Consider the following 12,631-nt stretch of genomic DNA (forward strand, 5'->3'; position numbering starts at 1 on the left):
GTGGTTCTGGGGGGGCGCGGCGCGGCGCGCGGTGTGGGCCACCCCCCGGACGCGGGGGGCCCCTACTTTATCCGCGGCCCCCGCGGCGCCCGGCCCCCGCCGCTCCCACAAAAATCAGAAAAAAAAACCCCGGCAAGCCGGGGTTCTTAATTGAACGGGTGGAGTTCGTTTACTTCAGCAGGCTGAGCACGTTCTGCGGCACCTGGTTGGCCTGGGCCAGCATGGCCGTACCGGCCTGCTGCAGGATCTGGGTGCGGGTCATTTCGGCGGTTTCCTTGGCGTAGTCCGCATCGCGGATACGGCTGCGGGAGGCCGAGAGGTTTTCCGAGGTAGTCGCCAGGTTGGCGATGGTGGAGGTGAAGCGGTTCTGGATCGCACCCATTTCCGCACGCGAGCTGCTGACCGCGGTCAGTGCCTTGTCGACGATCTCGATTGCACGCTGCGAGCCGGAGAAGCTCGAGACGTCCAGATCTTCCATGTGGCGAATGCCGCCGCCGTTTGCAGCCACGCCGGCCGCAGCGGTGGTGGCGCCCAGGTCAGCGGCCAGCGATACGGTGATGCCGGTGCCGCCGGCCAAGGTGCCATTGGTGACGCCGCCAAAGTCCTGGCCAGCCTTGACCGAGGTCAGCTTCAACGCGCCGCCTTCGATGCTTGCGTACATGCCGGTCTGGTCCAGCTTGTTGTTGAACGCCTGCGCTACCTTTTTCTGCACGGCGGCAGCGTCGTCGCCAACTTCGATCTTGATGTCGTCCAGCTTGATTTGGGTAGCTGCGGCGGCGCCGGCCGGGGTGACGCTGACGGTAATGCCGCTGATCGAGCCCGAAGCGGTGGCCGGGGTGCCAGCAATGCCGGTGCCGCTCACGTCATCGGCAAAGCCGGCTTTACCCAGGGTGTCGATATTGGCGTCGACGATCGCATTGATACCGATGGTCTGGCCGGAGTTGGCACCAACCTGGAACAGCGCACCAGTGAAGCTGCCGTCCAGCAGTTTGGTGCCATTGAAGCCGGTCTGGTTGGCAACGCGGTCGATTTCCGAAAGCAGCTGGTCGACTTCGGCGTTCAGCGCTTCACGATCGCTGGCCGAGTTGGTGGCGTTGGACGACTGCACTGCCAGCTCACGGATGCGCTGCAGGTTGTTGCCGATCTCGACCATTGCGCCTTCAGCGGTCTGGGCCAGCGAGATGCCATCGTTGGCGTTGCGTACAGCCACATCTAGGCCGCGGATCTGGGTGCTGAAACGCTCGGAGATGGCCAGGCCGGCGGCATCGTCCTTGGCGCTGTTGATGCGCAGGCCCGAGGACAGGCGCTGGATGGACGTCGCCAGGCTGCTGCCGCTGGTGTTCAAGTTGCGCTGAGCGTTCAGCGACATGATGTTGGTGTTGATGACTTGTGCCATGGGACTTCTCCGTTGTGTTCGGTGACGTGGTGCGTATGAGGAAGCGGAAGAGCTGCGGATTACGGAATCAGCGGATCATGTTGAACAGCGACATCGACTGCATCTGGGTGAAGATGGTCTGTGCCGCCTGCAAGGCCGCGCCTTCGAGCTGGTACTGCCCGATGGCCTCGGCGTAGTTGAGGTCGCGCAACTGCGACAGTGAACTTTTCAAGGTGATGCTGCTGGCTTCTCGCAGCGATGCCGCATCGTCGATTGATTTGAGTTGTGCGCCGCCAGCGGCGCGTGCATCAATCAGGCTGCCCGATGCGCGGGCAACATCACGGATGCTTGCCTGCAGCGCGTTCTGTTGAGCGGTACGGCCGGCTTCGGTGGAGGTATCCATCTGCAGCGTCTGCACCAGCTGATCGATGGTGCTGAACACGTCGCGCGTGCCGGCCTGACCGGCTGTGAACGCATCGCCTGCTGCCGGCGTACCGTCAATACCCACACGCAGACCCTGGAAGACAATGTCCTCACCGGCCTTATAGGTGCCGGTGCCAACCACTGCGTTGCTGGCATCCACCACTTCATAGGTATCCGCTGCTGTGAAGCGCAGCGTGTAGCTGTCACCGTTCCAGTTGCCCGAGCCATCGCGGCTGATATCGGTGAGCACAGCCTTGCCGGTGTTGCCAGCAACCGCAGCTGCATCCACCGTGCCATCGCCGGTGCGGATACGCAGGAAGACCTCGCTGCCGGGCTGTGCGTCCTTGACGAAGGTACCCGGTGCAACTTCGACCTGGCGCTGGATCTGATCGCCGTGATAGGTGACCGTGCCATTGGCAAGGGTGAACGGTGCAGTGCCATCGGCAGTACCGCCAAATACGTAGCGGCCATTGCCGTCGGTGGTATTGGCCAACGCCAGCATCTGGTCCTTGATCGACTTCAGCTCTGCAGAGACTGTCTTGCGGTCCTCGGCAGACAGCGCAGCGTTGTTGGCCTGCACGCTCAGCTCCGATACCCGTGCCAGCAACTCTCCGGCTTGGGCCAGCGCATTCTCCTGCATGCCTAGTCGGTTCTGGGCAGTGTTGGCGTTCTTGCCGAGTTGTTGCAGCTTGGCAAGAACGCGGTCCAAGCCGACAGCAGTACCGGAGGCGACCGGATCATCTTTGGCAGTGACGATCTTCTTGCCGGTTGCCAGTTGCTGCTCAAGATGATTCATCTTGCTCTGCTTGGCCAACATCAGCGAGACCGACTGGTCGTACATCATGTTGCTGGAGATACGGTTACTCATCAGCCCACCGCCTTCAAGATCGTCTGGAACATCGTGTCGGCAGTGGAAATCAGCTGCGATGCAGCTTGGTAGGCCTGCTGTAGCCGGAGCATGTCCGCTGCTTCCTCATCAAGGTTCACACCGGAGATCGAATCCCGTGATGCCTTGGCGTTGTCGTTGATTACCTGCTGCGCCTGCAGCGAGTAGTCGGCAGCACGCGCGGCGGAGCCGATCTGCGTGGTCAGCCCACCCAACGCGCCATTCAAGGTGACGGTGCCGCCGTTGAATGCCTTGGCGTCCTCGACATCGGCAAGACGCAAAGCGTTGCCGCTGTCGCTGGAGCCAGCAGCGGTCTTGCCGATATCGAAGCGGTCGCCCGCAGCAGGTTTGCCGTCAAGGACCACGCTCCAGCCGTTGGCGCTGATGGTCTGACCAGGCGTGTAGGGGTAGGGACCAGTGCCGTCGATGGTGTAGTTGTTGGCATCGGTGAATGTGATCACCGCTGGATTGAGCAGTGCGGGGTTGCCTGCATTCAGTACCTCCAGCTTGCCAAGTACACCGGTGCCGGTATTGCCCAACACGGCGCTACCCTTGACTGGGTTGGCGGCGGCAATGCGCGAGGGATCGGTGATCGCCACCGACAGGTCGTTGGTTGCCCCAGTCGTCGGCTGAAGCAGGAAGCGATCGTTGGTGGCGGGGGTGCCACCCACCACGAATTGCACACCATTGACCACGAACGGATCGGCAGCAGTGCCGGTGCCGGTCATCGGTACCGCCACGCCGGTATCGGCGCGGCTGGCTTGCCAGGTGCTGCCGTCGAACTTCAGTAGCAGGTTCTGCCCATCCAGCGCGCCCAGGTCGCCATAGCTGGTGGTGAACGTGGCGCTGCCGGTGTTGCCGCTATGCCCGGATATCTTCGGTGTGCCGAGATTGAAGAACTTGCCACCCATGTCGCCATACAGGTCCATGCCTTCGGCGTGGGCCTGGTTGAACGACTGCGCCATGCCCACCGCGATCCGGCCCAGCTCGGCTTGCGCTGGGGTCAGTACGGTTTCGCGGAACTCGAGCAGACCGCCGATCTGGCCGCCCAGCGCCTTGCTGTCCAGGGTCACGGTCATGCCCTGAGTCTTGATTGCAAGACGCAGGCGCTCGGGCTGATACGGATCAGCAGCGGTGGTGATCTGCGAGGCGGTTGTGCCAACAACCAGCGCCTGGCCGCCCGCCGAATAGACATTCATGACGCCGCCGTCCTGGATCACCGCTGTGCCGCCGGTATAGCCGACCAACTTTGAGATCAGCTGGTCGCGACGGTCCAGCAGGTCCGGCGCGGCTGCGGCGGCGTTGCTGCCGATGGCACCGTTGATCTGGGCGATCTCCGACGCAAGCCGGTTTACCTCGGTGGCAGCAGCGATCAAGCCGTTGTTGACCTCGCTGTTCAGACCATCAAGATTGGCGTTGAGTTGTTTGTAGCGGTTGACCAGGGTGCTGGCGTTGTCCAATACATCGCGGCGATCGGCTGCGCCAGAGGCGTTGGACGCCAGCCCGTTGACGGCGTCAAAGAAATTTGACCACACACCAGTAACATTGGTGGCAGCGTCGGAGAACAGAGCATCGACCCGATCAGCCATGCCGGAGAGCTGTTGCAGTCGCGCCAGCTCGCCGTTGCTGTCCAACAAGCGTGAGATCGCCAGTTGATCGGCAACACGACGGATGTCGGTGATCTTGGTGCCATTGCCGACGTCACCGTAGCCAACATCGCTGGGATCGCGAGTAGCGAAATCCACCTTCTGCCGGCTATAGCCGTCAGTCTTGATGTTGGCGACGTTGTGACTGACCGTGGCCAACGCCCGTTGGAAGGCGATCAGTGCGCTGGTGCCAGTGGAAAGAACATTAGACATGGACGGCTATCTCAACGACGGGTGATGCCGGTAGCACCGGCGTTACTGGCAAAGGTCTGGCTTAGACCGGCGCTGGCGTCGCCAATGGCGGCGACAGCGCGTTGGATGGTCGGGCCAGCGGCGATAGCGGCGATCTTGGCCGCGTACGAGGGATCGGTGGCGTAGCCGGCGCGCTGCAGCCCTTGGGCAAAGCTGCGTACATCGCTGCCGGCGCTGAGTGCGGCCTGGTAGCGCGGGCTGGTCTTCAGCATGCGGACGTAGTCGCCAAAGCTCTCTGCCATGGAACCATAGGCACGGAAGCTGGCGACCTCATTGCGGCGCTGGCCGTTGACGTATTCGTGGGTGCCGGTGGTGGCGCGTTCGCCGCTCCAACCATTGGCCTTGATGCCGAACAGGTTGTGGCTGCTGTCACCGTTGTCGCGCTTGATGTGGCGCTTGCCCCAGCCGGTTTCCAGCGCTGCCTGGGCGACCAGTGCGCGCGGATCAACGCCGAGCTCGCGCGCGGCACGCTCGGCATGCGGCCAGATGCTGGCGACGAAACCTTCCGGCGTATGCTTGCCAAGTTTGTCGGCAGCGACATTGGCAGTAGCGTTATCAACCGCATCGCCGCGCTCCGCAGCCGACACCTTGCTCCAGCGGTCATTGCTCATCGCCCAGTCGGTGGACAGTGCGGCCGGCGAGGTGTCCTGGTACGGGGCGGTGTTGTTCAAGGAAGCATGGAAGCTACTGCTGTCACGGCCAGCAATTAGGTCAAGCACCTGCGCCTGTGGCGCCATATAGGTGGATTGGTCATTGAGGTTCAGCGATGACAGCGGATCTACGTCGCCCGCCGGGGCACCCAGCGGCAGGCCGGTGGCTGCAGGAGCTGCCAACTGATAGGCGCGTACAGCAGCCGCGGGCTTGATGCTGGTATCTACCGGTGCCGTTGCTGCACCTTCGGCGCCACCAAGTTGACGCGCAATCATCGACGACAGCCCAAGCCCGCGACCGCGCGTCATCGCCTCCGCAATGCGCTGGTCGTACATCTCGCGGAACATCTGATTTTCGCCTGGGAAGAGCGAATCGCCGAAGCTCGCATCGCGCATGCTCTTGACCAGCATTTGCGCGAACTGGCCTTCCAGCTGGCGTGCCACCTTGTCGATCTTCGCCGGATCATTGGCGATGGCCGGATTCAGTTCCAGCGCGGGCGCGGCGATACGCATGTCAGATCACCTCAAGGTCAGCAGTCAATGCGCCGGCCTGCTTGAGGGCTTCCAGGATCGCGATTAGGTCGCCCGGGGCAGCGCCAACTTCGTTGACCGCACGGACGATCTCGTCCAGGGTGGCGCCGCCGTCAAAGCGGAACATGCGGCTGCCTTCGTTGCTGGCGGTAATGGTGGATTGCGGCGTGGCAACCGTCTGGCCGCCGGCAAACGCGTTGGGTTGGCTGACCTGGGTCGATTCGCTGACGGTGACCGTCAAGGAACCATGCGAGATTGCTGCCGGACTGACCCGCACCTGCGAGCCGATGACCACGGTGCCGGTGCGTGAATTGACTACGATGCGAGCTGGCGCAGTGCCCGGTGAGAGCTCGACGTTCTCGATACGCGCCAGCATGCCAATCCGCGCACCGGGATCTGTAGGTGTCTGTACCGAAACCGTGCCACCATCCACTGCACGTGCTGCACCCTCGCCGAAGGTAGCGTTGAGCGCGTTGACCATCCGCGAGACGGTGGTGAAATCGTTCTGGTGCAGGTTCAAGGTGATGTCGCCACCGCCAGCGAATACATCAGGCAGCGCACGTTCAACCGTGGCGCCATTGGGAATGCGGCCAGCGCTTGGAATGTTCACCGAAACACGCGAGCCGTCCTTGCCTTGCGCGCCAAAACCGCCGACCACCAGATTGCCTTGGGCAATGGCATACACCTGCCCATCGATGCCCTTCAGCGGTGCCATCAGCAATGCGCCACCCCGTAGCGAGACGGCGTTGCCGATCGAGGACACGGTGATGTCGATGGTCTGGCCGGGCTTGGCGAACGGCGGCAGTTCGGCGTGGATCGCCACCGCTGCGACGTTCTTCAACTGCGGATTCACATTGGACGGAACATTGACTCCCAACTCGCCCAGCAGGTTCTTCAAGCTCTGCACTGTGAACGGTGCCTGGCTGGTGCGGTCGCCACTGCCATCCAGGCCAACCACCAGGCCGTAGCCGACCAGCGCATTGCCGCGTACGCCACCGACCTGGGCCAGATCCTTGATCCGCTCAGCTTGGGCGGGCAGGGTGGCGGCCAGGGCCAGTGCAGCCAGGGCAAAAGGACGCATGAAAGAGAAAGTCTTCATTACAGTGCTCAGAACAGCGCAAACGCTGAATTGAAGAAGCGGCCCAGCCAACCCATTGCATTGGACTGTGCTACCGCGCCGCGACCGCCATAGGCGATGCGCGCATCGGCAACCTTGCTGGAGGAAATGGTGTTGTCCGGGTTGATGTCAGCGGCACGTACAACACCTTGGATCTGTACCAGCTCATCGCCCTGGTTCAACCGCAGGTTCTTCTGGCCCTGCACCACAAGGTTGCCGTTGGGCAGGCGCTGGATCACGGTGACAGTGACGCTGCCTTGCAGGCGATTGCTTTGCGCGCTGTTGCCCTTGCCGCCGAAGTCACGGTCGGCGGAGGCCGACGCGCCCAGAATGTCTTTGCCACCCAAGGTGACTGGTGCGCCGAACAACGTCGGCGTTCCGACATCAACGCTGGATTTCTTGCTGATCGCGGTGCTGGTGGTGGTGGTGGCCATGGTGTTTTCGACCAAGGTGATGGTCAGCAGGTCGCCAGCATCACGCGCGCGCCGATCGCCATACAGATTCAAGCCGGGGCCGGCAGCGTAGATCGCGCCAGCGGTTGGCGCTGCGGCCTGCACGACGATGGGCTGGACCGGCGCCATCGGAGCATAAGGACGAACGTCGCCGGCCAAGGTGCAGCCGCCGATCAAGGCAGCGCACGCGGCGATGGAAACTTGGCGCAGGAGTGGGGTGCTGCTCATGACGGTATCCCTTGGCGACCAATCAGACGTTGTTGTTGAGGTAGCCGAGCATCGAGTCGGTGGTGGAGATGGCCTTGGCGTTCATTTCGTAGGCGCGCTGTGTTTCGATCATCGACACCAGCTCTTCGACCACGTTGACGTTGCTGCCTTCCAGCGCACCCTGCACGACGGTGCCCAGACCGTTGAGGCCGGGTGTGCCGTTCTGTGCAGGGCCTGACGCGGTGGTTTCCAGAAAGAGGTTCTCGCCCTTGGCCTGCAAGCCAGCGGGATTGATGAAGTCGGTAAGCGTCAAGGAACCGATTTCGACCGATGCGGCTTCGCCGGCCATCTTCACGCTGATGGTGCCGTCGCTGCCGATGGTCATCGACTGCGCACCTTCGGGAATCTGGATGCCGGGCTGTACCGGATAACCGCTGTTGGTCACCAGCTCGCCCTGCGCATTGATCTGGAAGCTGCCGTCGCGGGTATAGGCCGAAGTACCATCAGGCATCATCACTTCGAAGAAACCACGTCCATTGGCCATCACGTCCAGTGCGCGGCCGGTTTGTTGCTGGCTGCCCTGTTCGAAGTGCTTGGACGTGGCGACCACGCGTACACCGGTACCCAGCTGTAGACCGGTCGGCAACTGCGTCTGTGCCGAGGACGAACCGCCGGGCTGACGTACCTGCTGATACAGCAGGTCTTCAAAGCTGGCGCGGTCGCGCTTGAATCCGGTGGTATTGGTGTTGGCCAGGTTGTTGGAGACAACCGACATGCGTGTCTGTTGTGCATCCAAGCCGGTCTTGGCGACCCACAATGCCTGATTCATGGTGCGATTCCTTGGTGACGGATACCGGCCGATTGGCCCTTGCCACAGTCAATGCATGGGCCGTGCCAAAACCGGCGTCGAAATGTCGGCGCTGATTGCATCGGCGTTACGACGGTCTATCGCAGCGCGCATCTGCGGGCTGCGGTATGGATCGGCACACGCCGGATCCGTGCGTACCGTTCGGATATGGAGAAGCGGGGGATGGATGACATCGCGCCGGAAACGGGTAAACCACCGTTTCCAGGATAGGCCCGGCCGAAGGCGAGGGCCGGCGCACTGCATGTGCGCGGTGCTTGTTCTATCAGCCGCCGCTCAGCCGCAACAAGCTGTTGGCGCTGCGTGCGTTCTCGTCGCCGTGCTTGATGACCTTTACCTGCATTTCGAACTGGCGCTGCAGCTGGATCATCTGCACCAGTGCGCCTGCCGCATCGACATTGCTTGATTCCAGCATGCCGCTGTCCAGCGCTTTGCCTTGACGCTGGGCAAAGGGCTGCTGTGGATCTGTGTTCCGCATCAGTCCGTCAAGGCGCCGTTCCAGGCGTTCGTTGGGTGCATCCACCACGCGCAGCCGGCCAATCATCGCCATCGTCTGCGGACCCTCGCCGAGTGGGATGATCGACAAGGTACCGTCGTGGCCGATCTCCATGGCCTGGTGTGGCGGCACCGCGACCGGGTTGCCATTGTCATCGAGCACAGCATTGCCTTCCGCGGTTACCAGCTGCCCGTTCGGCGTCAGCGACAAAGCGCCACTGCGGGTGTAGGCCTCGCTGCCATCGCTGGATTGCACCGCAAGCCAGCTGCCGGGTTGCAGGGAAAGATCCAGCGCGTTGCCGGTGATCTGTTGCGCACCGACGCGACGGTTGAAACCGGCGTCGACGTGCACTGCATCCACCCGCGAGGGGAACCCAGGTCCCTGGATGCGGAACGCTTCGGTATTGGCCAAGGCTTCCTTGAAGCCTGGCGTATCCGAGTTGGCCAGGTTGTGCGACACGGTGGCCTGCGCCTGCAGCGAGGCGCGGGCACCGGTCATGGCAACGTAAAGGGCTTTGTCCATGGGGCTGGAATTCGCATATTGAAATTTGAGTCAGAAAATCGCAGGTGGCAGCAGGGCTGGAGTAGGGATCAGTCCAGTGCCGGCTGATCCCCGCTCCCTGCATTACCTGATGTTGATGATGGCCTGGGTGACCTGGTCCTGCGTTGACACCATCTGCGCATTGGCCTGGAAGTTGCGCTGGGCGACGATCATGTTGACCAGCTGCTCGGTCAGGTCCACCGTCGAGGCTTCCAGCGAGCCCGCCTGGATCTGGCCCAGGTCCGAGGTATCCGGCGCGCCGGTACGTGGATTGCCGGAGGAGAAGGTCTCCACCCACAGATTATTGCCTTGGTTCTGCAGGCCCTGCGGGTTGTTGAAGGTAGTCAAAGCCACCTGGCCCAGCGGCTTGTCGTCGCCATTGGAATAGCGTGCATACACCACACCTTCCTCGGAAATGCTGATCTCATTGAGCTTGCCAGCGGCATAGCCGTCCTGGCGGGTATCGCGCATCGCGAATTTCTCGCCGTACTGGGTAGCGCCGGAGACATTCAAGGTCAGGTTGACCACGCCGGCGCCAGTGACTGGCGTAAACGGTGCCAAAGTGATGTTGCCATTGGCCGGATTGGTCAGGGCACCGGCATTGGAGAACTGCAGCACTGAGGGCGCGCCCGCGGGCTGGCCGTCAACGTAGTTGTGCACCTGCCACTCATTGGCATTTGCCGTCTTCACGAAGTACGAGGTCTGGGTGTGGCTGACCCCCAGCGAGTCGTACACGGTAATGCCACCGGTGGAGTGGTTATAGGTGTTGGAATCAGTCGGGTCGAACGGCGCTACTGTCGGCTGGGGCGCATTGCCGGGCAGGGTGAAGGCCATGTTGACCAAGGTACTCTGCTTGGGCGGGCTGTCGGTGGTGAGCAACTGCAGATCGGTCAGCTGGCCATCGAAGCGGGTGCCATCGGCGTTGGGCGTGAACACCTGCAGGCGCGCGCCCTGTGGGTTGACCACATAGCCGTCGTTGTCGGTCTGGAAGTTGCCGGCACGCGAGTACACGCGTGCACCATTCATATTCATGGTGAAGAATCCTTCGCCCGCCACCGCCAGGTCCAGGCTGCGCCCGGTCTGGTTGATGTTGCCCTGCGAGAACTGCTGCGCAACATTGCTCAAGCGTGCGCCGGAGCCAATCGCGTTGCGCGACAGGCCGTAGCTGGTTGCATTGAACAGATCGGAAAATTCGGCGCGTGATTCCTTGAAGCCGGTAGTGTTGACGTTGGCGATGTTGTTGGCGGTGACACTCAGGTCCGCGTTGGCGGCATTGATGCCCGACAGTGAGACGTTGAAACCCATGGCGATACTCCTGGGAAATCGAAGAGGGGGCTCAGCTGACGCGGAGCACGTAGTCGAGCGGGGCAGTGCCCAGCCCCTTGAGGTTCAGATACAGGCCATCGGACCCCACGGTCACGCTTTCCACTTTCGCTTGCACGTAGGTGTTGAGCTTGCTCTGCGCACCTGCGCTGTCGGTATGGGTGGCGGTGACGGTGTAGCTACCGGCCGGCATGCGCTTGCCGTCGGCATTGGTGCCATCCCACTGGAAGGCGACCTCGCCAGCAGCGTTGGCCGGGACGGTCAACTGATCGACCTTCAGGCCATTGGCATCGGTGATGTCTACAGTGACGGAGCCGGCTGACGGCGCAGCGACGGTGCCGCTGGCGCCACCTTCGGCCTCCAGTGCAACCTTGGTGGAGGGCACCATCACTTCATGGCCTACCAGCGCTGCGCCACGCAGCACCTGGTCGCTGGCCATGGACTGCTGGAAGCCCTTCACCGACGTGTTCAGGTCGGTGATGCCCTGCACCGTGGACAGCTGCGCCATCTGTGCAACCATCTGGCTGTTGTCCATTGGTTTGGTCGGATCCTGGTGCTGCAGCTGGGTGCTCATCAGCTTCAGAAAATCGGCCTGGTCGAGCGAGCCTTTGTTCTTGGTGGTGGTAGGTTTGTTCGGGGCACTAAGCCCGAGCGAGCCATAAAGATCGGAGTTAACGCTGGTACTCATGTCGGCAGATTCCTGGGGGAGTGGGCTCAACGGCCCATGGTCAGCGTGGCCAAGGCAAGTTCCTTGGCGGTACTGAGCATTTCCACGCCGGCCTGGTAGTTGCGCGAGGTGGAGATGAGGTTGACCATCTGTGCAACCGGATCGACGTCGGGGGAATACACATAGCCCTCGCCATCGGCCAGCGGATGATTGGGCTCGTAGCGTTTGATCGGCGGCGCATCGCTCTGCGCGATCTCCTTGACCTGCACACCGGTCAGATTCGGATCCGTACGGCTGGTCACGGCCTGGAAGATTGGCTCCAGCGGCTTGTAGACCGCCTCCGGCGAGCCGGCGATCGAATCAGCGTTGGACAGGTTGGAGGCGATGGTGCTCATGCGCACCGACTGCGCCTTCAAGGCCGAACCAGCAATATCAAAGATGGGCAGATTGCTCATGGCGCGCTTCCTTATTGGCCAGTGATGGCGGTGAGCATGGTCTTCACCTTGGACTCGACGAAGCTCAGCGACGCGCGGTATTCCAATGCGGCGCGGCCATAAGCAGCGCGCTCGGTATCCGGATCGACGGTATTGCCGTCTAGGCTGGGCTGGGCGCCTTCGCGCAGGATCTGGAAAGGGTTGAGCCCGTTGGCGTCGCCGATGGCATAGTGCTGCTCGGCTGTGGTGGTCAGCAGACCATTGCCACTGGTCGCCCCCTGGGCATTGCGCAGGGCGGCATCAAAGTCGAGATCGCGGGCTTTGTAGCCAGGCGTGTCGGCATTACTTAGATTGCTGGCGATCAGCTTCATGCGCTGCTCACGCAGCGGCAGCGCCTGAGCGTGGATGCCTAGGTAGTTGGAAAACAGGTTGGCCATGTGGAACCTCCCACGGAACGTTGCCGGGGAAGCTGCAAAACCTGTGCCAGAAAGCCACGTAGTGCCGAGCCATGCTCGGCAGGGGCGTTACCGGGGTAGTCCGTCAATGGCGTTGTAGGAGCGGAGTAAGCCGCCAAGCCGCCAAGCCGGCGCGGCATCCGCCAGCGAAAAGCTACCCTCCCCAACCCTCCCTTGATTACGCCAAAGGAAGGGGGTACGAGCGTAGTGCCGGGGCCACGCGCGGCCGGACCAAAAAAACGCTGGCCCGCGGCCGCCCGACCAGGAAGCCCCACCGGAACCCCCAACCCAAAACCGATAAAAAGAGAGAAA

General features: G+C 62.3%; 12 protein-coding genes. All 12 read right to left on the reverse strand.

Annotated features, from left to right (window positions below; all coding sequences use genetic code 11):
- Positions 1-169: 169 nt before the first annotated feature.
- A complete protein-coding gene (locus tag ACVOLL_RS20005) occupies positions 170-1,396 on the reverse strand; it encodes a flagellin (protein ID WP_481514485.1) in 1,227 nt (408 codons plus the stop codon).
- Between the two features lie 67 nt (positions 1,397-1,463).
- Positions 1,464-2,666: a flagellar hook-associated protein FlgL gene (gene flgL, locus ACVOLL_RS20010; protein WP_481514486.1), complete on the reverse strand. Its 1,203-nt coding sequence runs from the start codon at positions 2,664-2,666 to the stop codon at positions 1,464-1,466.
- A complete protein-coding gene (gene flgK / locus ACVOLL_RS20015; RefSeq protein WP_481514487.1) occupies positions 2,666-4,543 on the reverse strand; it encodes a flagellar hook-associated protein FlgK in 1,878 nt (625 codons plus the stop codon). Before flgK ends, flgL begins: the two co-directional genes overlap by 1 nt.
- 11 nt (positions 4,544-4,554) lie before the next feature.
- Positions 4,555-5,745, reverse strand: coding sequence for a flagellar assembly peptidoglycan hydrolase FlgJ (gene flgJ, locus ACVOLL_RS20020; RefSeq protein WP_481514488.1), 1,191 nt, complete (start codon positions 5,743-5,745; stop codon positions 4,555-4,557).
- Between the two features lies 1 nt (position 5,746).
- Positions 5,747-6,844 carry a flagellar basal body P-ring protein FlgI gene (locus tag ACVOLL_RS20025; protein ID WP_481514496.1) on the reverse strand — a complete coding sequence of 366 codons (1,098 nt, stop codon included), beginning with the start codon at positions 6,842-6,844 and terminating at the stop codon, positions 5,747-5,749.
- A gap of 26 nt (positions 6,845-6,870) precedes the next feature.
- Entirely contained in the window at positions 6,871-7,560 is a 690-nt protein-coding gene (gene flgH, locus ACVOLL_RS20030; RefSeq protein ID WP_481514489.1) for a flagellar basal body L-ring protein FlgH, read from the reverse strand.
- Positions 7,561-7,582: 22 nt separating this feature from the next.
- Complete coding sequence (flgG, locus tag ACVOLL_RS20035; RefSeq protein WP_481514490.1) at positions 7,583-8,368, reverse strand: flagellar basal-body rod protein FlgG; 786 nt, start codon at positions 8,366-8,368, stop codon at positions 7,583-7,585.
- A gap of 301 nt (positions 8,369-8,669) precedes the next feature.
- A complete protein-coding gene (locus ACVOLL_RS20040; protein WP_481514491.1) occupies positions 8,670-9,422 on the reverse strand; it encodes a flagellar basal body rod protein FlgF in 753 nt (250 codons plus the stop codon).
- Between the two features lie 102 nt (positions 9,423-9,524).
- Complete coding sequence (flgE, locus tag ACVOLL_RS20045) at positions 9,525-10,745, reverse strand: flagellar hook protein FlgE (RefSeq protein ID WP_481514492.1); 1,221 nt, start codon at positions 10,743-10,745, stop codon at positions 9,525-9,527.
- Positions 10,746-10,776: 31 nt separating this feature from the next.
- Entirely contained in the window at positions 10,777-11,451 is a 675-nt protein-coding gene (locus tag ACVOLL_RS20050) for a flagellar hook capping FlgD N-terminal domain-containing protein (RefSeq protein ID WP_481514493.1), read from the reverse strand.
- A 26-nt stretch (positions 11,452-11,477) separates the two neighbouring features.
- On the reverse strand, positions 11,478-11,885 hold the full coding sequence (flgC, locus tag ACVOLL_RS20055) for a flagellar basal body rod protein FlgC (protein ID WP_481514494.1): 408 nt from the start codon (positions 11,883-11,885) through the stop codon (positions 11,478-11,480).
- A gap of 11 nt (positions 11,886-11,896) precedes the next feature.
- The gene (gene flgB / locus ACVOLL_RS20060) at positions 11,897-12,301 is read right to left on the reverse strand and encodes a flagellar basal body rod protein FlgB (protein ID WP_481514495.1); all 405 of its coding nucleotides are present in this window, start codon (positions 12,299-12,301) and stop codon (positions 11,897-11,899) included.
- Positions 12,302-12,631 lie beyond the last annotated feature (330 nt).

Source organism: Stenotrophomonas sp. STEN035 (genome assembly GCF_056759935.1).

What these genes read in the sequence shown, in the direction of transcription:
- flgC (WP_481514494.1), bottom strand. Translation starts at nt 11,885, where the DNA reads ATGAGCAATCTGCCCATCTTTGATATTGCTGGTTCGGCCTTGAAGGCG.
- flgL (WP_481514486.1), bottom strand. Translation starts at nt 2,666, where the DNA reads ATGAGTAACCGTATCTCCAGCAACATGATGTACGACCAGTCGGTCTCG.
- flgH (WP_481514489.1), bottom strand. Translation starts at nt 7,560, where the DNA reads ATGAGCAGCACCCCACTCCTGCGCCAAGTTTCCATCGCCGCGTGCGCT.
- flgE (WP_481514492.1), bottom strand. Translation starts at nt 10,745, where the DNA reads ATGGGTTTCAACGTCTCACTGTCGGGCATCAATGCCGCCAACGCGGAC.
- ACVOLL_RS20050 (WP_481514493.1), bottom strand. Translation starts at nt 11,451, where the DNA reads ATGAGTACCAGCGTTAACTCCGATCTTTATGGCTCGCTCGGGCTTAGT.
- flgG (WP_481514490.1), bottom strand. Translation starts at nt 8,368, where the DNA reads ATGAATCAGGCATTGTGGGTCGCCAAGACCGGCTTGGATGCACAACAG.
- flgB (WP_481514495.1), bottom strand. Translation starts at nt 12,301, where the DNA reads ATGGCCAACCTGTTTTCCAACTACCTAGGCATCCACGCTCAGGCGCTG.
- flgJ (WP_481514488.1), bottom strand. Translation starts at nt 5,745, where the DNA reads ATGCGTATCGCCGCGCCCGCGCTGGAACTGAATCCGGCCATCGCCAAT.
- ACVOLL_RS20040 (WP_481514491.1), bottom strand. Translation starts at nt 9,422, where the DNA reads ATGGACAAAGCCCTTTACGTTGCCATGACCGGTGCCCGCGCCTCGCTG.
- flgK (WP_481514487.1), bottom strand. Translation starts at nt 4,543, where the DNA reads ATGTCTAATGTTCTTTCCACTGGCACCAGCGCACTGATCGCCTTCCAA.
- ACVOLL_RS20005 (WP_481514485.1), bottom strand. Translation starts at nt 1,396, where the DNA reads ATGGCACAAGTCATCAACACCAACATCATGTCGCTGAACGCTCAGCGC.
- ACVOLL_RS20025 (WP_481514496.1), bottom strand. Translation starts at nt 6,844, where the DNA reads ATGCGTCCTTTTGCCCTGGCTGCACTGGCCCTGGCCGCCACCCTGCCC.